The organism is Nocardia sp. NPDC003693 (assembly GCF_053981095.1).
Genome location: NZ_JBSFNO010000001.1, coordinates 470,082 through 490,599 on the forward strand (window position 1 = coordinate 470,082; position 20,518 = coordinate 490,599).

Sequence of the window (20,518 nt, forward strand, 5' to 3'; positions counted from 1 at the left end):
CCCCGTACGCGCTCGCGGACGGCGGTCATGACGGTCGCTTGACCGCCGGAACCGCGACGCCGACCTCCACCCGCACCTGGTTCTGATAGAAGGCCAGGTGCCCGCGCAGAATCGCGACCTCGGTGTGCGGCTGCGGATACTCCCACGCGATGGGCTCGGTCCCGCCGATCTCGCGCCAGTACCGTGCCTCACCCTTGAACGGGCACCGCGAGGTGCCCACCGCGGTCTCGAGCAGATCGAAGCGCACATCGGCGGCGGGCAGATAGAACACGATGCCGTGATCCTGTTCGGCCACCAGGAGCGCGCTGCTCGACTCGGCCAGCACGATGCCGTCCCGGGTGGCCCGCACGAGATTGCGCACGCGGCTCACATCGACCCGGTAGTCCGGCCATTCGAGGTACCCCGACTCCATCTTCTCTCCCCTTCCGCCGGGCCGGCCGTCCGGCCCGATGCCGTTCACAAACGAGTTCCCGAATCCGGTACGCCCGACGTCGGAAACGCCCGCACCATGGCGTGCACGCCGTAGGAGGCGACCAGCTCGCCCTGCTCGGTGTAGATCCGCCCGTCACCCTGGGCATGCCCGCGCCCGGCGTACACCACGCGGGTCGCGTACAGCAGCCATCGGCTCACATCGACGTCGTCGTGAAAGGTGATCGTGGCCATGGTGATTCCGGTGGATATCGAATGGTGCGCCGTGGCTTCGCTGAACCCGGCGTGCGGGCGCAGCGCCGCGGCCACGGTCCAGTGCGTGGTCGACTGCGCGAGCAGGGCGGCGTGCAGCTCCGGCCGGTCCGGGGCGTCCCGGAAGCGCGTCCACACGAACAACTCCGGCGGACCGGTCTGCTCGCGGTACGGGTCGTAGGCGTCGTCCACCACCCGCATGTCCCGCCCGCGCACGACGCCGCCGGGAATGTCGAGCGGGCGCAACAGCTCCGGCGCGGTGACCCGCGGCATCGGTTCGGCCGAGCGGATCAGATCGGGCGCGCCCGCGTCCAGCAGCACCACGCCGGTGGCGCACTGTTTGTGGCCCTGGATCACTCGCGCCTGCGCGGTCGACAGCACGCGCCCGGCGTGCGGCACCTCGAGGGCCACGCTCAGCGGTTCATCATGTCTGGCGATCCGGGAGAACACCATCGACACCGAGGTGACCCGTTGCGCCGGAACGGCCTTCGCCGCGGCGACCACGGTCGCGCCCAGCAGCTGTCCGGCCTCGACGACATTGCGTTCGGTCGGCCCGTGTGCCGGGGCGAGATACCGGCCGCCGGGTTCGGGACGCACGTCCATCAGCCGCAGCAGTTCGCCCTGGTCCCACTCCCGAACGGGGGAGTTCGCACCGGCCCGGGGTGCGGAGTCTGTCCGGCCGGCCATGGTGCTCCTAGCTCCGAAGTTCGGCGAATGAATATCGGATTCTCATTCTTGAGAATAACATATCCATTCGGGTGTGCCCGCGGGTCGAGCCGCCCCTGACATCGATGCGCCCGGCGCATCGTTCGGTGCCGGATATGGGAGATCATCGAAATGCGCAAGGTGCCAACGGATCTGGTGGAGCGGTATCTGGCCGAGGGGTGGTGGACCGACGAATCGCTGGGTGACCTGCTGGCGCGGGGCCTGGCCGCGGCCCCCGGGGAACGCTTCGAAGTACATTCGGAGACGCGGCCGTGGTCCGGCCGGATCAGCGACGTCGAGACCGTCGCCCGGCGCCTGGCCGCCGGGCTCTCCGCGCGCGGTGTGAAGGCGGGGGACCGGGTCGCCTTCCAACTCCCCAACTGGATGGAGGCCGCGGCGACCTTCTGGGCCTCGGCGCTGCTGGGCGCGGTGGTGGTGCCGATCGTGCACTTCTACGGCCGCAAGGAGGTCGGGTACATCCTCGACACCACCCGCCCCAAGGCGTTCATCACCCTCGAACGGTTCGGCGCCCTCGAGTTCGACCCCGCCGTCTACGCGGACGTGCCCGTGGTGGGCGTGGTCGGCCGCGACTTCGACGATCTGCTCGCCGACGAGCCCATGATCGGCGTGGCGGCGGTCGATCCCGACGCGCCCGCGCTCATCGCCTTCACCTCCGGCACCACCCGGGATCCCAAGGGTGTCATCCACTCCCATCGCACCCTCGGTTTCGAGACCCGTCAGCTCGGCGGTCACTATCCCGACGACTTCGGCCCGCAGTTGACCGCCGCGCCCGTCGGGCACTTCATCGGCATGGTCAACGCGCTGCTCATCTCGGTGCTCAACGCCGCCCCGATTCATTTGCTCGACGTGTGGAATCCCGAACGCGCCCTGGCGTTGATGACCGAATTCGGCGTGAACGTCGCCGGCGGCGTGCCGTACTACATGACGAGCCTGATCGATCATCCCGACTTCACCCCCGGCCACCTGCGCTACATGCGCTACGCGGGAATGGGCGGCGCCCCGGTGCCGGCCGCGGTGACCACCCGCCTGACCGACCTCGGCATCATCGTGTACCGCTCCTACGGCAGCACCGAGCACCCCTCGGTGACCGCGTCCAAACACACCGCGGCACTCGGCAAACGCCTGTACACCGACGGAGATCCCATGCCGGGGGTGGAGATTCGCCTCACCGAGGACGGGGAGATCGTGAGCCGGGGCCCGGACCTGTGCCTGGGCTACACCGACCCCGAGCTCACCGACCGCGCCTTCGACGCCGGCGGCTGGTACCACACCGGCGACATCGGGGTCCTGGACGCGGACGGCTACCTGAGCATCACCGACCGCACCACCGACCTGATCATCCGGGGTGGAGAGAACATCAGCGCGGTGGAGGTCGAAGAGGTGCTCCTGAGCATGCCCGCAGTGGCCGAGGCCGCCGTGGTCGCCGCGCCCGACGCCCGGCTCGGCGAGCACGCCGCCGCGGTGCTGCGCCTGCGCCCGGGCCGGGACGCCCCGACCCTCGACGAGGTCCGCGCGCACTTCGCCGCGCAGGGCCTGGCGAAACAGAAATGGCCCGAGGAACTTCGGGTGGTCGACGACTTCCCGCGCACGCCCAGCGGCAAGGTGCAGAAGTTCCGCCTCCGGCAAGACATTGCCTCCGACCAAGCGTGAGAATACGATTCTCTGTGAAGCGAAGGAGATTCTCATGACCAAGGTCGATCTGCCGTATCAGTTGTTCGACGCCGACAACCACCTGTACGAGACCGAAGAGTCCCTGACCCGGTACCTCACCAAGGAGTACGAGGGGGCCATCAAGTACGTGGAGATCAACGGCCGCAAGAAGATCGCCGTCCTGGGCCAGATCAGCGAATACATCCCCAACCCCACGTTCGACTACGTCGCCGCACCCGGGGCCATGGAGGACTACTTCAAGAACGGCAATCCCGAGGGCAAGAGCAAGCGCGAGATCTTCGGCAGGGCCATCCCGGCGCAGGACGCGTTCCGCAATCCCGAAGCGCGCCTGAAGGTCATGGACGACCTCCAACTGCATCGCGCGCTGATGTTCCCCACCCTGGCCAGCCTCATCGAAGAGCGCATGCGCGACTACCCGGATCTCATTCACGCCGTGGTGCATTCGCTCAACCGCTGGATGCTCGACGACTGGGGCCAGAACGGCAACTTCGTGCACTCGGACCGCATCTTCAACGTGCCGGTCATCAGCCTGCCGATCGTGGAGAAGGCGATCGAGGAGCTGGAATGGTGTGTCGAGCGCGGCGCCAAGGCGATTCTGGTGCGTCCCGCGCCGGTGCCGGGCCTGCGCGGCATGCGCTCGTTCGCGCTGCCGGAATTCGATCCCTTCTGGAAGAAGGTCGTCGAGCACGACGTGCTGGTCACCATGCACTCCTCGGATTCGGGGTACTCGCGCTACGGCGCGGAGTGGGACGGGACCAGCCTCGAGATGCTGCCCTTCCAGACCAACACGTTCCAGATGACCATGGCCTGGCGGCCGGTCACCGACGCGGTCGCGTCCTGGGTGTGTCACGGCGCGCTGTTCCGTTTCCCCGAACTCAAGATCGCCGTCATCGAGAACGGCTGCTCGTGGCTGGCGCCGCTGCTCGAGACGCTGCACGACACGCACAAGAAGGCGCCCGAGGGCTTCGGATTCAACGATCCGGTCGAGGCGCTCAAGCGCAGCCTGTACGTCAGCCCGTTCTGGGAAGAGGATCTGCAGGCGACCGCGGACATGATCGGCGCGGATCACGTGCTGTTCGGTTCGGACTGGCCGCATCCGGAGGGCCTGGCCGAACCGGCACGCTACATCCACGAGATCAAGGACATGACGCTCGCCGATCAGCAGCTGATCATGGGCGGCAACCTGGCGCGACTGCTCAACGTGTGAGCCCGCGGGCCGGGCGGTCCGCACCGCCCGGCCCGGATCCGGCGTCAGCGCGGAAAGCCGGCGATGACCGAATCACCGAACGCGGCCAGGGTTTTCGGGTCCGCGAAGTCGGCGAACCAGACGTAGAAGCGTCGCACGCCACGATCGGCGAGGGCGGTGAAATGCGCGCGCAGGACTTCGGCGTCACCGCACACCAGACCGCCGCCGAGATAGCCGAACCGGCGTTCGGCGGTCTCACGCACCGAACTCTCCTGGGCGCCCGGGGCGACGAAGGCCACCATCTGCTGAATCGACACCCGGGCCGGACCCACCCGGCCCGCCAGCTCGGTCAGCCGATCCAGGTGTGTCGCGGGCAGATTCCACCAGGTCGCGTGTTCGCGCGCCAGCTCGAGCAGGCGCGGCCCGGTTCCCCCGAGTACGAGGGGTATCGGCGTCGCCGGGCGCGGCGGCAACTCCGGCTCCCGTGCCGGGTCCCAGTACCCGGCCAGCAGGTCGATCGTCTGCGTCAGTCGCGTATGACGCTGCGCGGCAATCGCTTCGGTGATGCCGAACCGGACCAGCTCGGCGGGCACCGATCCGGAGCCGAGGCCGAGTTCGAATCGCCCGCCGGTCGCCTCCTGCAGGGTGACGGCCTGTTTGGCCAGCACCGCGGGATGCCGGAACGCGTCGCACAGCACCAGGTGGCCGATGCGCAGCCGGGTGGTGCGCGCGGCCACCCAGGTCGCGACCGTCATCGCCTCCCACATCGGCTGGGCGGGCGCGCCCGGGGCGACGAGGTGGTCGATGAAGGCCATCCCGTCGAATCCGGCGTCCTCGGCGGCCCGGGCCCGATCGACGATATCCGTTATGCCTATGCGGATCTGGGGCAGGAACAGGAACCACTCGGTCATCGGCACATCCTCGGTGATCGGGAGTCTGGCCGGCGCGGGCCGCCGTCCAGAAACGATATTTCCCATTCGAGAGAATGGCATATTCAGCGAACGAAAGGCCGGACCGATGTTCATGCACGTGACCTCCACCCCCTATCCGGACCGGGTGGACGAGTTCGACCACTGGTACTCGAGCGTGCACGTACCCGACATGCTCGCGGTCCCGGTGGTGAAGTCCTGCAGGCGCTTTCGCCTCGTGAGCGCCGAGGGTCCGGTTCGGTTCCTGGCCGTCTACGAGTTCGACAGACACGACCCGGCCGCACTGCTGGCCGAGCTGGTGGCCAGATCCGCCGACGGCAGGATGCGCCCCGGCAGCGCCTCGGACCCGACCGCCGCCCTCGTCGAATTCTGGGAATCCTGCGCCGAGGTCGCCTTCTCAGCGCCCGTGCTCGAGCCAGTCCCCGACCCGGTCGAGTAGACAGCTCAGCCCGACCTCGAAGGCACGGTCCTGCCAGGCCGATGAATCATGGTGAAAGCGTTGCAGCACAACCGATCCCCGGACGTGAAGATCGATCGCCGCGTAGGCGCGCAGAGCGTCGCCCGCGGGCAGGGCCGCGTCCAGCCGGCCGCGCGCACCGCGCCGCATGGCGTCCACGCTCAGAAACGCGACCCTGGGTGCGAAGGTCGAGCGCACCAGCAGCAGATCGCACATGATCGGATTCGCCAGCAACGTCCGCCGCATGGCGCGCGCGAACTCGCCGAGGGCGAGCCGCCAATCATCGGTGCGGGGCGCGGATCGGTCGAGCGCGGCGGCGAACTGGCCCAGCGCCCGTTCGGTCATGGCGTCGAGCAGATCGTCCTTGCGATGGAAGTGCCAGTAGATGGTTGTCACCCCGACATCGAGATGCCGCCCCAGCAACGGCATGCTCAGCCCCGCCAGCGAAACCTGTTCGGCGAGTTCGAAAGCCCCGTCCACGAGCCGTTCGGGATCGATCGAGCCGCGTTCGCGCCGCTGTCGCGCCACCCCGCCGGACTCCGCGCGCTGATTCACCATTGCCTGTCCTCCGGATCGGTCGCGTCACCGGACGGCGGGGCCGATCGCACCGCGCGCTCGCAGTCCGGCCACGGCGTCGGCGTCGAAACCCAGGCCCGCCAGCACCGTATCGGTGTGCTCGCCCAGTGCCGGGATGGCGCCCATCGGCGGCTGCCAGCCGTCGATGATCGGGGGCGGCAGCAACGCGGTGACCGGACCGGCCGGGCTGTCGACCGACCGCCAGCGCTCGCGCGCGCTCAGGTGCGGGTGCGCGATCACCTCGCTGGGCCGGTTGTAGCGCGAGTTGCCGATACCCGCCGCGTCCGCGGCCGCCTGCACCCGGGAAATGTCGTGTTGCTCGGTCCAGTCCGCGATCGCGGCGTCGAGTTCGGCCCTATGTCGGACCCGGCCGGCGTTGCTCGCGTAGACGGGGTTCGCGGCCAGGTCCGGCCGGCCGATCAGGTCGCGGGCCAGGCGCTGCCATTCGCGATCGTTCGTGGTGCCCAGCACGACCGTGCACCCGTCGGCGGTGGGGTAGGCCCCGTACGGCGCGACAGCGGGGGAGCTCATCCCCAGCGGCTGCTGATCGGTTCCGGTGTAGCGGGTGTAGTTCAGCGCGTACCCCATCAGCTCGGCGGCGGTGTCGAACAGGCTGACCGCCGCCGAGCCGGAGGTGGCGACGGCGCCGGGCGTGCGCCTGCCACACAGCATCGCCATGATCGTCAGCGCCGCGTACAGGCCCGAGCACACGTCCGCGATCGGCGGTCCGGGTTTGGCGGGCGCGTCCGGCTGGCCGGTGACCGCGCATACGCCCGCCTCGGCCTGGATCAGCAGATCGTAGGCGCGTTTGTGGGACAGCGGACCCCCGGTGCCGTAGCCGTCGATCGCCATGGTGATCAACTCGGGGAACCGCGAATTCAGTTGCGCGGGAGCCAGGCCCAAGCCCTCGATCGCGCCCGGCGCGAGATTGGACACGAACACGTCGGCGTCGGCGAGCAGACGGTGCACGATCGCCAGGCCCTCGGGGTCCTTGAGGTCGACGGTGACCGACTCCTTGCCGCGATTGGCCCACACGAAATGCGCGGCGAGGCCGTTCACCACATCGTCGTAGCCGCGCGCGAAGTCGCCGCCGCGCGGGTTCTCGATCTTGATGACCCGGGCGCCGAAATCGGCGAGCGTGCGGGTGCACATCGGCGCCGACACCGCCTGCTCGAGCGTCACCACCGTGACCCCGGACAGCGGGCCGGTGCTCGGCGCGGGCGAATCGTACGCCACCATGGCGATCCCTTCGATTCCAGGAACAACCCTGGTCAGAGCTATACGGAATGCTTGACAGTAAGGCCAACTATAAATCAGTCTGGTGGCCGCACACAACGATCAGCGCGACGAACCAGGCACGCGCGCAAAGGAGTACACGTGAGCACCGCGCACCGCCCCGTGCCGTCACTGACGCCCGAGAACGAATTCTTCTGGACCTCGGGAGCGGACGGGCGGCTCCGGATCCAGGAGTGCCGGTCCTGCACGGCGCTCATCCATCCGCCGCAGCCGGTGTGCCGCTACTGCCACGGCCTGGACATGGGCGTGCGCGAGGTTTCGGGCCGGGCCACGCTCATCGGGTTCACGGAGAACCACCGCTTTTCGCTGCCCGGACTGCCCGCGCCCTACGTGGTCGCGCAGGTGGCGCTCGTGGAGGACGCGCGAGTTCGCCTGACCACCAACGTCATCGAGTGCGCGGCGGCTGATCTGGCCCTGGGCATGGCGATGGAGGTGGTCTTCGAACAGGTCGAGCAGGTGTGGCTGCCGCTGTTCCGGCCCGGCGCCGGCGAACCCGGCCCGCTCCCGGTCGACGAGATCGAACCCACCGCGATGCGGGATCACGTGCGGCCCATGGCAACCCGCGAGAAGTTCGAGGACAGGGTCGCGCTGACCGGGATCGGCATGTCACCGATCGGACGCCGCCTCATGGTGAGTCCGCTCGCGCTCACCGTGCAGGCGGCCGAGGCCGCGGTCGCCGACGCCGGACTCCGGCTCGAGGACATCGACGGCCTGTCCACCTACCCGGGTCCGGGCCTGCCCGGGCCCTTCGGCGAGGGCGGCGTCACCGCGCTGGAGACCGCCCTGGGCATCCGGCCCACCTGGTACAACGGCGGGCTGGACACCTTCGGGCCCGGCGGTTCGGTGATCGCGGCCATGCTCGCGGTGGCCTCCGGCCTCGCCCGGCACGTGCTGTGCTTCCGCACCGTCTGGGAGTCGACCTACGCGGAACTGATTCGCACCGGCCGGATGCCGGCGCCCGCCCCGCGCGCCGAGGGCTGGATCGCCCCGTTCGGAGCCACGTCGGCCGCGCACACCCTCGCCCAGAACGCCCAGCGGCACTTCCACCGCTACGGCACCGACCGCGAAACCCTGGGCTGGATCGCGCTCAACCAGCGCGCCAACGCCGCCCTGGACCCGACCGCGATCTACCGCGACCCGCTCACCATGGACGACTACCTGTCCGCCCGGCCGATCACCACGCCGTTCGGACTCTACGACTGCGACGTTCCCTGCGACGGCGCCGTCGCGGTCATCGTGTCGGCTCGCGAGACCGCGGCCGACCTGGCGCAGCCCCCGGTTCTGGTCGAGGCGGTCGGCACCCAGATCATCGAACGCCTCGCCTGGGATCAGAGCACGCTCACCCACGAGCCGCAGGTGCTGGGTCAGGCCGCGCACCTGTGGTCGCGTACCGACCTGCGCCCCGCGGATGTCGACGTGGCCGAGCTCTACGACGGGTTCACCTTCAACTGCCTGTCCTGGATCGAGGCCCTCGGCTTCTGCGGTATCGGCGAGGCGAAAGACTTTCTCGCGCAGGGTAAGAACATCGCTCGCGACGGGGTCCTGCCGCTGAACACCCACGGCGGTCAGCTCTCGCACGGCAGAACGCACGGCATGGGCCTGATCCACGAGGCCGTGGTCCAGCTGCGCGGCCAGGGCGGGCCGCGCCAGATTCCGGACGCCCGCGTCGCGGTCACCAGCAGTGGCGGCCTGACGCCGAGCGGGGTGTTGCTGCTGCGCGCCGATCGCTGATCAGCTCGCGAGCGCGCCCGCCATCGCCCCCAATTGCCCCAGGGTGCAATCCAATTGCGTGTGGCTGTGCTTCTCGACCAGCGGGGCGTCCTCACCCGTGAGGGTCGTCCCGGTCAGCACCACGCTCGCGGTGACCTCGGTGCCGTGCTCGGTCCCGGTCAGCCAGTAGGTCAGGTCGCAGTGCACGCCGGACCGCGCCGTGCCGTACAGCCGGACCTTGCGCGCCTCGTCCAGCCGCGCGACGACCCACTCGATCTCCTCGACCATCCCGTACAGCAGGATCTCGGCGGTGAAACGCGAGCCCTCGTCCAGCCGCTCGGGCGGGGTGGTGAGGAACTCCCGATGCGTCGCGACCCAGTGTTCCCACGTCGCCGGCGTGGTGATGGTGGCGAACAACGCCTCGGGCGTACCCGGGACTTCCCGCGATATGACGATGGTGCGCACAGCTGCTCCTCGGAGTAGTTCGATGCAGCGGTCGACCAGTCGCCGATGACTGTGTCCCGCAACGTATTCGGATCATCGACTGACTCCCCCGAGCCGATGCGGGTGATCTTGACACACCGGAAACGGGAGTTCAAGGCCGGGTTTTGCGTGCGCGAACAAATGAAATCTCATCGGCAAGAATGGCATTCGCAATAATGCGAAAGCCCCACGAAGAAGGGTGTTGCGGTCCCGATTCGGGGGCTCTCGGCCCCGTTTCGGAGGCCGTGAAATTCGTTCGGAGAGACGTGATTTCAGCCCCTGAAAAGCGCCGTCCGGAGGTTGCCGGCCGCCCCCGGCGCGACACCGGCGGCACCACGGGAGATTGCCGTCAAGAGCGGTTGCCGGAGGCGCCGTGCCGACGAACCGGTGCACCCGTCACCAGGGCACGGTTCCTGCGTCATCGAAGAATCCACCGCTCGGTCCGTCGCCGGGCAGGGTCGCGAGCCGAATCGCGATGGCAGCGCCCTGTTCCGGTGTCCGCACGCCGGTGAAACCGTTGAGATCGGTGGCGGTGAAGCCCGGGCAGGCGCAGTTGATCAGGATCCCGGTGTCGCCCAGTTCCCGGGCGTACTGGATCGTGAGGGCGTTGAGGAAGGTCTTCGAGGCCAGGTAGGCGACGGGAACCGGGCCCATGTCACCGCCCGGCGCGGTCTGCAGCGCGAGCGACCCGACACTGCTGGACACGTTGACGATTCGCGGCGCGGACGAGGCGCGCAGCATCGGCAGCATCGCGTTGGTGACCCGGACTACCCCGATCACGTTGGTCTCCAGGACGATTCGCACGGTCGCGGGATCGAGTGCGGCCGCGGTCTGCGGCAGCGCGCCGGTGATCGCGGCGTTGTTGACCAGAACGTCGAGTCCGCCGGCGCGCTCGGCGATCACCTCCGCCGCCGCGGCCACGCTGTCGTCGTCGGTCACGTCGAGCGGTACCCCGAACGCGTCGGCTCCGGCCGCGCGCAGTTTCTCCACCGCGACCTCCCGGCGGTGCGAATCGCGCGCGCCCACACCGATGCGCCAGCCGAGGGCTCCCAGCCCGGCGGCGATCTCGTATCCAATGCCCTTGTTCGCGCCGGTCACCAGCGCGGTCATCTGCTCACTCACGTCCCCGATCCTGCTGCGGTCCCGGCTCGTGCGTCCAAGACCGATCGGGTGACCGGCGATACCCCACGGGTATCGATCGTGTTCACGGCCGCGATAGCATCACCCGGTGGAGACGCGGGAGCTGCGCTATTTCGTCGCCGTCGCCGAAGAATTGCACTTCGGGCGGGCGGCCCGGCGGCTCGCGATCGCCCAGCCGCCCCTGTCCCGCGCCATCCAGCAGCTCGAACGACGACTCGGAGTCCCGCTGCTGCACCGCACGTCTCGCGCCATCGCCCTGACCGAGGCCGGTTCGGTACTCCTGCGCGAGGCCCGCACCGCCCTCGACGCGGTCGAAGCCGCCGAACGGCGAACCCGCCGCGCCGCCGCCGACCGCCCCGGGCTGGTGCTGGCCGTGAAGGCCGGCGCGTCCAGCGATCTGCTGTCGAACCTGTTGCACGCCTACGCATCCGAGCCCGACGCCGCTCCCGTCGAGGTGATGCTGTGCGGTCCCGGCCAGCCGGAGGGCCTGCTGCGCACCGGCCGAGCCGATGTCGCCCTGCTGCACCGCCCCTACGACACGACGGCCGGGTTCGACACCGAGGATCTGCACACCGAGTCCCAGGTGGTCGTCCTGCCCGCCCGCCACCCCCTCGCCGACCGAGAACACCTGCCACTGGCCGAGGTTCGCGCCCTGACGGACCCGCCCCTACCGCGCTGGCCCCGATCCGACGGCACCTATGCGGAGGGCCCCGGCCCCCAGGTGCGCGACCACACCCAACTCCTCCAACTGATAGCCCTCGGCCGCGCCTGCGCGGTGGTCCCCGAGTCCCTGCGCACCCAGCTCCGTGACGACCACGCCGCCGTCCCGGTCCCGGACGCCCCAACCGTCACGACGGTGATCGCGTGGCCGCCACACAGCAGGTCGAAGGCCGTCGCCGGCCTGGTCCGCATCGCGACCCGCCTCTGAACGCCGCGCTGCCCGCTCCCCACAGATCCGAGGTTCGGGTCAGCGGTCGTAGGACGTCGAGGCAACGGTATCGACGAGCGTCGCCGGCATAGCCGTCACAAGGCGACTGAGTCATCCCAGTCGACTCTCCAGTGCGGTGATGATCAGCGACAGCTCGAACTCGAACTGAGCGGCGGGTTGCGCAGCGTTGTTGCGTGCCGCCCGCGACAGCAGCGGAAGTCCCTCGGGCGAGGCGGTATTCAGCGCACGCAGGATGTCGCCGGCCTGCTGTGCGGCGGATTCTCCCGTCGCGCCCAGAGTTTCGTGCGCGGCGGACCGGGCCAGCCGGGACATCAGCGTGATCACGCGGCCGGCGTCATCGATATCGAGACCGGCCTCGACGAGCCCGTGCAGGGTCTGTTCGATGCTGCCGAGTGCGGTGGTGTCGGTCATCCCCTCGAACCGGGCGTGGGAGATCAGGACGCCCACGCTGATGAACGCCTCGCGCATCGCTTCGGCACACGAGCGAACCATGGTGCGCCAGTCCGGATCCCGGGGCGGATCCACGCGGCGGAACGCGGACTGGAACGCGTCGAGCGCGACCAGTTCCAACAGTCCGTCGCGGTCACTGACGTAGTAGTTGAGCGCCTTGCGGTCCACACCCAGCGCGGTGGCGACGGCCTGCATCGTGATGGCCTCGGGGGCCAATTGCCGTGCCGCCGCCAGAATTCGCTCACGGTCGATCTTTTTCGGGCGTCCCCGGCCGCGGGATTCGGTCACAGGCGGTCATTGTGCCCGTACGACCCCGCGCGGCACGGGCAGGGGCAGATCGACATAGGTGGCGATGCCCGGCGCGGCGCGCACGACCGCGGGGATGGCGTGGATGGGCGGCATGGCCGTCATGATGTGCCCGAGAACCATGAAGTCGGCGATGGTTTCGGCCTCGAAGTCCGCGGGCGGTGCGAATCCGACGGTCATGTTCACCGTGGGGCGGCCGTCGACGGTGATCTTCCAGCCGTCGCCGTCGAGCTTCCAGTCCGGGTCCAGGGTCTGTCCCTTGCGCCAGCGCACCGTGAGCTCGATGACGGTGGTGCCACCGACGCGCCCCTGCCAGCTGACGAACACCCCGGCGACGCAGCCCTTCTCGATGGTCCACGAGCCGAGGTCGAGATCGGCTGTGGTCTGCGCGTATTCGGCGACGCAGCGCACCTCGTCGAGCTCGGTGCCGAGTGCGGCGGCGACCAGCCGGACGGCCTCACCGAAGATCGCCGTCCCGTGCTCGGCGGCGCCGGCGAGGCTGGGATCGTCCATGCGACGGCCGAATCCGACGGGCCGCTCGGTGGCGGGGGAGTCGTAGAAGGTGGTGTCCGCCGACTCGGCGATGGTGATCTTGTCGATCCGGTCGCAGGCGGTGCCCGCGACGATAGCCAGCAGTTGGGCGAATCCGGGGCTGACCCCGGATCCGAACATCGTCGACCCGCCCTGTTCGCACGCGCGCTCGATGCGCTCGCGGTCGGCCGCGAGGTTGTGCCCGGTGATGAACGAGGCCGTCGAGACCACGTTCACGCCCGCCGACAGGATCGAGACGAGTTCCTCGGTGTCGGACCACATCGGGTTGTAGACAACGCAATCGGGCTTCAGCGCGAGCAGTGCCTCGACGTCATCGGTGACCACGACCCCGGCGGCCGGTCCGCCGACGAGCTCGCCCACGTCCCGGCCCACCTTGTCGGGGGACCACGCGAAGCAGCCGACGAGTTCGAGGTCGGGATGTGCGAGCAGCGCCCGCGCGGAACTGGTGCCGACGTTTCCGGTCGTCCACTGGACGACGCGACAGGGGGTCGATGACATGGGGAACCTCATTCGCTCGGTGGGCCTGGACGGCCCGGCCGAACTCCTGCCTACACCCGAATCAGACTCGCCCGCAGGGTTTTCAGTGATTATTTCCCTCAGGGGAAAAATGATTCGGCCCGACCGGACTACTCGCCCGCCCGGAGCGCAACCGCGGCGAGCCAACCCCGGGTGGGCAGTTCACTGATGTACGTGCGCGCGCTGCCCGTCACGGTCGAAGACCATGATCAATTCGGCCGGACCCCACGGGGCCGTGATCGCGTGCGGGACCATCGTCGCGAACTCCGCCGCCTCGCCCGCCTCGACGTCGATCTGCCGCTCGCCCAGCCACAGTCGCACCCGTCCCTCGATCACGAGGAACCAGTCGTGTCCCGGGTGCACCCGTTGGTCGGGCCGCTCGTCGGACTGCTCGAGACGCATCTTCAACGCGACCGTGCGCCCGTTCGGCCGACTCAGCGGCCACGTGGTCCGCGTGCCGCTGCTGTGCGCCACCGGACGGATGACGACGTCCTCGTCGGTAGGCACCTCGAAGAGCACATCGAGGCTCACCTGCAGGGCGTTGGCCAGCGGCACGAGCACGTCGATGCTCAGCGTGCGCTTGCCGGTCTCGACACGGCTGATGGTCGACGCGCTGAGGTTGGTGCGCTCGGCCAACTCGTCGAGGGAGTACCCCAGGGTGGTGCGAATGCTGCGCAGGCGCGATCGTGCCAGGGCCTCGATGTCGGCGACTTCGCTCATGCGCCCATCCTGGCACGTCTTGCGAATTGCGCAAGATCCTTTGCTGATAAGTACAGACGCCGTACCGTCGGATTCATGAGCGAACATCCCGAGCAGAGCGGACACACGGCCCACTCCGAGCACGGCGGGCACCCAACCATGGTGCGGCACTGCGATGTCGCCGTCATCGGCGGCTCGGCCGCCGGTCTCGCCGCCGCCCTGCAGCTCGCCCGCCAGCGGCGCAGCGTCGTCGTGGTCGACGACGGCACCCCGCGCAATGCCCCGGCCGCGCACATGCACGGTTTCCTGGGACACGACGGCATCGCCCCCGGCGAGCTGATGGCAACCGGGCGTGCGGAGGTGCGCGGCTACGGCGGCGAGGTGCTCGACGGCCGGGTCGTGGGCGTGCACCGTCGCGACGACGGCACATTCCGCCTCGACCTCACCGGCGGGCACGCGCTGGTGGCCCGGCGTGTCCTGGCCGCGACCGGCCTCTCCGACGAGCTCCCGGCGATCGACGGCCTCGCGGAACAGTGGGGACGGGGCGTGATCCACTGCCCGTTCTGCCACGGCTTCGAAGTGCGTGACCAACGCCTGGTGCAGATCGTGACCCATCCGATGGGCCTGCACCCGAGCACCCTCTTCCGGCATCTGACGGACCGGCTGACCATCGTGCTGCACGATCCGGCCGGGATCGACGAGGGAGTCCTCGACGGTCTCGCCGCCTCGGGCGTGAACATCGTGCGCGGCGCTGTCCGGCGGGTCGTCACCGCGCAGGACGGCGAGGTATCCGGGGTCGAGCTCGACGACGGCCGTGTGCTCGAGGCCGACGCCGTGGTGGTCGGATCACGGTTCCGCGCTCGCGCCGACGTGCTGGCCGGGGTCGGGCTCACCACCGCCCCGCACCCGAGCGGCGTCGGCGACGTCGTCGCGGTCGACCCGCGCGGCGAGACCTCGGTGCCCGGGCTGTACGCGGCCGGAAACCTCACCGATCCGAGCCTGCAGGTGCTGCCCTCGGCTGCGCAGGGCAGCCAGGTCGGCGCCATGATCGCCTTCAGTTTGGCCGAGGAGGACCTGCGGGCCGCTCGGCGCTCGGGCGAGGAGGCCGACTGGGACCACCGCTACACGGGTCCCGACCGAGCGTGGAGCGGCAACCCCAACGGAACACTGGTCCGCGAGGTCACCGAACTGACCCCCGGACGGGCGCTCGACGTCGGCACCGGCGAGGGCGCCGATGCCCTCTGGCTGGCCGAGCACGGCTGGAAGGTGACCGCCACGGATATCTCCGGCAACGCGCTCGCCCGGCTGCGGGCCGAGGCCGAGCGTCGTGGGCTCGACGTCGACCTGGTGCGCGGCGACGCCAACGATCCCGCGCCCTTCGGCACCGAGACATTCGATCTGGTCTCCCTGCAGTACGGCTCGTTCAAGCGCACGCCCGACCAGCGCGGTCTGCGCAGCCTGCTCGACGCCGTCGCCCCCGGTGGCACGCTCTTGGCCGTGCACCACGACCTCGGTCCCCTGCGTGAGCCGGTGGACGTGGCGACTCAGACCCGGATGTACGACCCGAAGGCGTTCGTCGGCATCGACGAGATCGCCGCCGCACTCACCGCCGATTCCGACACCTGGCACATCGAGATCAACGAGACCCGGCCGCGGCCACCCGGCGCGGTCAGCACACATCATGTCGACGACGTCGTGCTGCGCGCGACTCGACGAGCCGTCTGATCGCCCCGATACGACACCGCCCTGCCGGTGCGGCACGCGGCGAAGATCCCGATCCGGTACGCGTGCACTGAACGCGGCCGATCGGATCTCGCCCCGAACCAATCTCGCTCACGCGGAATGGGACCGCAGCGGCACCGCGGCAAGCCCACCCCAGCACAGGGTGACGACCCCGGCGACGGCGTCGGCTTTGGGCATCCCGCGACCGGTGTCGAGCCAGTAGCGGGCCGCGACCTGGCTCGCGCCGACCAGTCCCGCCGCCATCAGGTGCGCCCGGGCGGGGGAGAGGTCGGAATCCTGGGCGATCGCGGCGGTGACGGCGCCGATGCACGCGTCGGTGGCCCGTCCGATCCGCCACTGCACGGACGGTTCGTTCACCAGATCGGGGTCCAGGACCAGGCGGAACCCGGCGGGCTGCTGGTCGGCGAAGTCGAAATACGCCTGCACGGCGGCCTGTACGCGGTATCGGTTGGTCGTGTTCGAGCGCAGGGCCCGCTCGACCGACTGCGTCAGGTCGTCGATGTGCTCCTGCAGCACCGCCAGGTAGAGGTCGAGCTTCCCCGAAAACTGCCGGTACACAATCGGTTTGCTCCACCCGGCCAGCGCCGCGATCTCGGCCATGGTGGCGGCGTGATAGCCGGCCGAGTCGAAGAGGCTGCTCGCGGCGCTGATCACCTGCTGCCTGCGCTGCGCCCTACGCATTCGCGCCGCGGTGCCCCGAGAGGGCGAGGAGTCCGCGTCGTAATCCAGCAGTTCCGCTGTCATGGTCGACCTCCGTAGCGATGCCGGATTTGCGGGGGAGCGTTTCCCCGAGGCGTAAGGAGGAGCGACGTTGATCTCGATCGCCGTAACGTGCTTCTCATTGTAGAAACCGTTGCCCTTTCGGCAACGTGATCGAAATCGCTTGAACTACAACCGCGTGTGAGGTTTGGTAGCGCGAAGTGGCTGCATCACAGCGGGTTTGCCGACGACAGTCTCATCGTGCGCACGGCAGTCGTTGCGAGCGTGGTGTAGTCCATCACGAAGGACCCTCCGAGGGCGTCGATGGCCTCGCCGACCGCGTCCAGTATCTCGGCCAATTGGTCGGGACGGAGCCGGGTCAGGCTGCCCGTGGTGGGAAGCAGTTCGAGCCATTGCTCGCGCGAATAGGACTGCTGCCAGTCGAATCGCCACTGTTCGGGATCTTCGAATTGTCCGGTCTCGTGGATCTGTTCGGCGATTTGCGCGTATCCGGCTTGGTAGAGCTCGACGGGCCGCCGAGCCGGTTGGCCGCTGAACGGGGAGTCCGGGGCCACCCGGCGATAGGCCGCCGCGAGCGGTTCCGCCACCTCGGCGGGCGGCTCGTACACGTGGCCGAAGATCGCCAGCCGGCCACCCGGCCGCAGCACGTCGGCCGCCTTCGCGGGGCCGGCAACCGGGTCCACCCAGTGCCACGACTGGGCGGCGATGACCGTATCGAATACCCGGTCACCCGGGTGCCACGCCTCGAAGGTCGCCACGTCGACCTCCATGCCGCGAGCCCGTGCGAAGTCGGCCATCCGCGCATCGGGTTCGACGCCGAGCACCGTGCACCCCGCGGCTTGGAACTGGCGCCCCGCGATGCCGGTGCCACAGCCGACATCGAGCACGTCGAGCCCGGGGCTGCCGTTGACGATCCGTGCGATCAGGTCGCCGGGATAGGCGGGCCGCGCCCGGTCGTAGCGGTGCGCATCCGCACCGAACGATTCGGCCATGGGCCGGGCTCGATGGAGCTGTGCCGGAAAGGATTCGGGTTGCTCGCGCGGTAAAGTGGGCATGTGCCCACGGTAGTGGGCACATGCCCACTAGGCAATCGGTACGGGCCGGTTGACGCGTCGAGAGGATCCGTGAGTGCCGACCGGAGTACATCTGCGCGATGCGCGGCAGCAACTGTTCGATGCCGCCGAACGCGTATTGCTGCGAGATGGCCCCGGTGGTTTGTCCAGCCGGGCCGTCACCGACGAGGCGGGTTGCGCCAAAGGCGTTCTGCACCGGCACTTCACCGACTTCGATGCCTTCCTCACCGACCTGGTCCTCGATCGCGCCGCGCACCTCGAAGCTCAGGCGAGTGTGCTGCGCGCCGCCGTCGGCACCGGCACGATTGTCGCGAATCTGACCGGCGCCCTGACCATTCTGTTCGGACCGGTCCCGATATCGATCATTCCGCTCATCACCTTCCGCGACGAGCTCCGCACACGACTCCGTCAGGCCAGGCCCGGCGGCGGCATGGCGATCCTCGGCGAGGCGACGACCGTGATCTCCACCTACCTGACCGACGAGCGGGAACTGGGACGCATCGCGTCCGACGCCGATATCGACTCGCTCACCCTCTCCCTGGTCGGCGGCGGGCACTTGTTGTTCACGGACCGCGACCCCGGTCCGCCGAGTCCATCGGCAGTCGAGAAGTACGTGGCATCGGTTGTCTCCGATGCCGTACAACGCCGTCCGGCCTGAGCGTGGCCGTCTGGAACCGGGGTCGATAGGGTTGCAGCCCAGAGGGTTTCAACTGATCGGGTGTCACGATCAGCATTCGACAGGGTTTCCAGCACGTATTCCCCATGGGGAAGCCTCCGGCCTGCCCGGACTATGTACCGGCCCGGGGCAACGTCCGCCTTGTCGCCGCGAGTTGGTGCTTTATCCAGCGAGCCGGACCGGCATGAGTACGTAGGTGAGCCCGTGACCTGTCTCGGAGTCGGGGCGGGCCGCGCGGAAGTGTGCCGCCCGTGTCGGGCCGTTCAAGGCGATCTCCACCGTGCCCGCGCGCAGGGCGGTGAGCCCGTCGAGCAGGTAGCGCGGGTTGAACGCGACAGCCAGTGGCTCACCGTCGAATTCGCAGCCCAGGGTCTCCTCGGCCTCGCCCGCGTTGTCGCCGCCCGCCGCCAGCTTGGCCGCCGCCGCGGTGAGTGACAGCTGCACCTGTGCGCCGTGCGGCGAGAGCAGCGAGACGCGCTTGATCGCTTCGACCAGGGCTGCGGCGTCGAGCCGGGCGGTCGCGGTCCGCTTGTCCTCGAGGTAGCTCCGGTACGGGGCGTAGGGCAGGTCCAGGGTCCGCACCGTGTGACTGCGGCCCCCGGTTGCCAGGCCGAGAATGCTCCGTCCCGCGCCACCGGCGATGTCGATGCGCGATCCGGACAGGCTCCGGGCGGTGTCGACCAGGGCTCGGGCGGGCACGAGCAGACCGGCGTCCGCGTCGCCGTCGACGGGACCTGCGGGCTGCCAGTCGAGTTCGCGGATCGCGATCCGGAACCGGTCGGTGCTGATCAATCGAAGGACATCGGCGTGGAACTCGATCTTGATTCCGGTCAGCATCGGGAGCGTGTCGTCTTTCCCGGCGGCCACGCCCACCTGTGCGACCGCCTCCGAGAACTCCGCGTGGTCGGCGGTACCGATGACGGGCGGCGCGGCCGGCAGTTCCGGATAGTCCTCGACCGGCAACAGCGGCAGCGCGAATCGCGACTGGCCACAGACGATTTCGAGCCGCTCGTCGTTGGCGGACAGCTCGACCGGCCGCGCGGGCAGCGCCTTCGCGATCTCGGCGAGCAGTCTCCCCGAGACCAGCACGTCCCCCGGCTCCCGCACCTCCGCGCTCCCGATCCGCGCCTGAGAGGCAACTTCGTAGTCGAATCCGGCGACCGACACCGAATCCTCGTTCGCGCGGATCCGCATCCCCGCCAACACCGGGACCGCCGGTCGCCGCGGGATCGCGGGCGATACGACCGCGACGGCCTCGACCAGCCGGTCACGTTCGAGACGTAGTTTCATCGATCTTCTTCCTCGTCCGGGTTGCGATGTTCGAGCCTGCGGTGCAGCGCACTGGCGCGCGCGTGCGCGGCCTGCTTGGACCGGTGCCCGAACGCCTCGGCGATCCAGGTCCAGCTCCGCCCGTGGTCGCCGGCGGCCCGCATGAGTTCGAGCTCGAGCCGGTCCAGCTCGGTCCGCGCGGCCATCAACTGCACGACCGAGGCGTAGACGACAGCATCCTCCAGTTCTCCGGAATGGCCACTGACCAGGCGTTCCAGCACGGCCCGCACCATGGCGGCCGGATCGTCACGTGGCGGTTCGACCGGCGGTATCGGCGGCGACCGCAACCACTCTCGAAGGAGTTCGGCTTCGGGTTGCTCGGGATCGGGCATGAGGCGAGCGTAGCGCATCGTCAAAAGATTTTTGACGCAGCGGGCGGAAGGAGGCGGTTGCTCGCGGTCCGAGATGGGTGAATCGGCGGCCGCCATATCGTTTCGTTCTTTGCGTCATTTCAACACGAAACCAACGAAACGAAATAGCGAAATCGGCAAAATGATCGAGCCCGTTCTGACCGCCGATAACCAAACGTTATCGGCGGTCAGGACGCTGCCAAGTCCGGTCTCGGCGGTCCGACGAAATCCGCTCGGGCCGGAAGGTAGTCAGCAGGAGCGCGCCGCCGGGAACTGGGAACGCCAGAACCCCCAGATCAG

Annotated in this window: 21 protein-coding genes; 7 read left to right on the top strand and 14 right to left on the bottom strand. The window is 69.2% G+C overall.

Annotated features, from left to right (window positions below):
• Nucleotides 1-25 precede the first annotated feature (25 nt).
• Nucleotides 26-412, bottom strand: coding sequence for a DUF427 domain-containing protein (locus ACWDOP_RS02480; protein ID WP_456343556.1), 387 nt, complete (start codon nt 410-412; stop codon nt 26-28).
• A 44-nt stretch (nt 413-456) separates the two neighbouring features.
• Nucleotides 457-1,368, bottom strand: coding sequence for an acyl-CoA thioesterase (locus ACWDOP_RS02485; RefSeq protein WP_456343557.1), 912 nt, complete (start codon nt 1,366-1,368; stop codon nt 457-459).
• 150 nt (nt 1,369-1,518) lie between these two features.
• Here ACWDOP_RS02485 and ACWDOP_RS02490 point away from each other — a divergent pair, with 150 nt between their 5' ends.
• Together ACWDOP_RS02490 and ACWDOP_RS02495 are read left to right on the top strand one after the other, a co-directional pair.
• On the top strand, nt 1,519-3,057 hold the full coding sequence (locus tag ACWDOP_RS02490) for an AMP-binding protein (RefSeq protein WP_456343558.1): 1,539 nt from the start codon (nt 1,519-1,521) through the stop codon (nt 3,055-3,057).
• Nucleotides 3,058-3,091: 34 nt separating this feature from the next.
• Nucleotides 3,092-4,285, top strand: coding sequence for an amidohydrolase family protein (locus ACWDOP_RS02495; RefSeq protein WP_456343559.1), 1,194 nt, complete (start codon nt 3,092-3,094; stop codon nt 4,283-4,285).
• Nucleotides 4,286-4,329: 44 nt separating this feature from the next.
• On the opposite strand, the gene ACWDOP_RS02500 is transcribed toward ACWDOP_RS02495, so the two are convergent.
• The gene (locus ACWDOP_RS02500; RefSeq protein WP_456343560.1) at nt 4,330-5,175 is read right to left on the bottom strand and encodes an LLM class flavin-dependent oxidoreductase; all 846 of its coding nucleotides are present in this window, start codon (nt 5,173-5,175) and stop codon (nt 4,330-4,332) included.
• 106 nt (nt 5,176-5,281) lie between these two features.
• Here ACWDOP_RS02500 and ACWDOP_RS02505 point away from each other — a divergent pair, with 106 nt between their 5' ends.
• A complete protein-coding gene (locus tag ACWDOP_RS02505; RefSeq protein WP_456343561.1) occupies nt 5,282-5,632 on the top strand; it encodes a hypothetical protein in 351 nt (116 codons plus the stop codon).
• Here ACWDOP_RS02505 and ACWDOP_RS02510 read toward each other — a convergent pair.
• Together ACWDOP_RS02510 and ACWDOP_RS02515 are read right to left on the bottom strand one after the other, a co-directional pair.
• Complete coding sequence (locus ACWDOP_RS02510) at nt 5,591-6,208, bottom strand: TetR/AcrR family transcriptional regulator (protein WP_456343562.1); 618 nt, start codon at nt 6,206-6,208, stop codon at nt 5,591-5,593. The two genes, ACWDOP_RS02505 and ACWDOP_RS02510, sit on opposite strands and share 42 nt — an antisense overlap.
• A 24-nt stretch (nt 6,209-6,232) precedes the next feature.
• Nucleotides 6,233-7,465, bottom strand: coding sequence for a CaiB/BaiF CoA transferase family protein (locus ACWDOP_RS02515; RefSeq protein ID WP_456343563.1), 1,233 nt, complete (start codon nt 7,463-7,465; stop codon nt 6,233-6,235).
• 138 nt (nt 7,466-7,603) lie between these two features.
• Here ACWDOP_RS02515 and ACWDOP_RS02520 point away from each other — a divergent pair, with 138 nt between their 5' ends.
• A complete protein-coding gene (locus ACWDOP_RS02520) occupies nt 7,604-9,253 on the top strand; it encodes a thiolase C-terminal domain-containing protein (protein ID WP_456343564.1) in 1,650 nt (549 codons plus the stop codon).
• On the opposite strand, the gene ACWDOP_RS02525 is transcribed toward ACWDOP_RS02520, so the two are convergent.
• Both ACWDOP_RS02525 and ACWDOP_RS02530 read right to left on the bottom strand, forming a co-directional pair.
• Nucleotides 9,254-9,697: an SRPBCC family protein gene (locus ACWDOP_RS02525; RefSeq protein ID WP_456343565.1), complete on the bottom strand. Its 444-nt coding sequence runs from the start codon at nt 9,695-9,697 to the stop codon at nt 9,254-9,256. It abuts the gene before it with no gap.
• Between the two features lie 414 nt (nt 9,698-10,111).
• The gene (locus tag ACWDOP_RS02530) at nt 10,112-10,837 is read right to left on the bottom strand and encodes an SDR family oxidoreductase (RefSeq protein ID WP_456343566.1); all 726 of its coding nucleotides are present in this window, start codon (nt 10,835-10,837) and stop codon (nt 10,112-10,114) included.
• 106 nt (nt 10,838-10,943) lie between these two features.
• Here ACWDOP_RS02530 and ACWDOP_RS02535 point away from each other — a divergent pair, with 106 nt between their 5' ends.
• Entirely contained in the window at nt 10,944-11,783 is an 840-nt protein-coding gene (locus tag ACWDOP_RS02535; RefSeq protein ID WP_456343567.1) for a LysR family transcriptional regulator, read from the top strand.
• Between the two features lie 111 nt (nt 11,784-11,894).
• Here ACWDOP_RS02535 and ACWDOP_RS02540 read toward each other — a convergent pair whose 3' ends face one another.
• The 3 genes from ACWDOP_RS02540 to ACWDOP_RS02550 form a co-directional block, all read right to left on the bottom strand.
• Nucleotides 11,895-12,542, bottom strand: a complete 648-nt coding sequence (locus ACWDOP_RS02540; protein ID WP_456343568.1) for a TetR/AcrR family transcriptional regulator C-terminal domain-containing protein — start codon at nt 12,540-12,542, stop codon at nt 11,895-11,897.
• Between the two features lie 6 nt (nt 12,543-12,548).
• Complete coding sequence (locus ACWDOP_RS02545; RefSeq protein ID WP_456343569.1) at nt 12,549-13,610, bottom strand: NAD(P)H-dependent amine dehydrogenase family protein; 1,062 nt, start codon at nt 13,608-13,610, stop codon at nt 12,549-12,551.
• A 180-nt stretch (nt 13,611-13,790) separates the two neighbouring features.
• A complete protein-coding gene (locus ACWDOP_RS02550) occupies nt 13,791-14,348 on the bottom strand; it encodes a helix-turn-helix domain-containing protein (RefSeq protein ID WP_454207963.1) in 558 nt (185 codons plus the stop codon).
• Nucleotides 14,349-14,423: 75 nt separating this feature from the next.
• Between ACWDOP_RS02550 and ACWDOP_RS02555 the strand changes: the two genes are divergently transcribed.
• On the top strand, nt 14,424-16,052 hold the full coding sequence (locus ACWDOP_RS02555; RefSeq protein WP_456343570.1) for an FAD-dependent oxidoreductase: 1,629 nt from the start codon (nt 14,424-14,426) through the stop codon (nt 16,050-16,052).
• Between the two features lie 108 nt (nt 16,053-16,160).
• On the opposite strand, the gene ACWDOP_RS02560 is transcribed toward ACWDOP_RS02555, so the two are convergent.
• Entirely contained in the window at nt 16,161-16,814 is a 654-nt protein-coding gene (locus tag ACWDOP_RS02560; protein WP_456343571.1) for a TetR/AcrR family transcriptional regulator, read from the bottom strand.
• A 185-nt stretch (nt 16,815-16,999) separates the two neighbouring features.
• On the bottom strand, nt 17,000-17,845 hold the full coding sequence (locus ACWDOP_RS02565; RefSeq protein ID WP_456343572.1) for a class I SAM-dependent methyltransferase: 846 nt from the start codon (nt 17,843-17,845) through the stop codon (nt 17,000-17,002).
• Between the two features lie 73 nt (nt 17,846-17,918).
• Here ACWDOP_RS02565 and ACWDOP_RS02570 point away from each other — a divergent pair, with 73 nt between their 5' ends.
• Nucleotides 17,919-18,521: a TetR/AcrR family transcriptional regulator gene (locus ACWDOP_RS02570; protein ID WP_456343573.1), complete on the top strand. Its 603-nt coding sequence runs from the start codon at nt 17,919-17,921 to the stop codon at nt 18,519-18,521.
• A gap of 180 nt (nt 18,522-18,701) precedes the next feature.
• Here the strand turns inward: ACWDOP_RS02570 and dnaN are convergent, their stop codons facing one another.
• Together dnaN and ACWDOP_RS02580 are read right to left on the bottom strand one after the other, a co-directional pair.
• On the bottom strand, nt 18,702-19,829 hold the full coding sequence (gene dnaN, locus ACWDOP_RS02575) for a DNA polymerase III subunit beta (RefSeq protein WP_456343574.1): 1,128 nt from the start codon (nt 19,827-19,829) through the stop codon (nt 18,702-18,704).
• Complete coding sequence (locus ACWDOP_RS02580) at nt 19,826-20,200, bottom strand: hypothetical protein (protein ID WP_456343575.1); 375 nt, start codon at nt 20,198-20,200, stop codon at nt 19,826-19,828. Before ACWDOP_RS02580 ends, dnaN begins: the two co-directional genes overlap by 4 nt.
• Between the last annotated feature and the right edge of the window lie 318 nt (nt 20,201-20,518).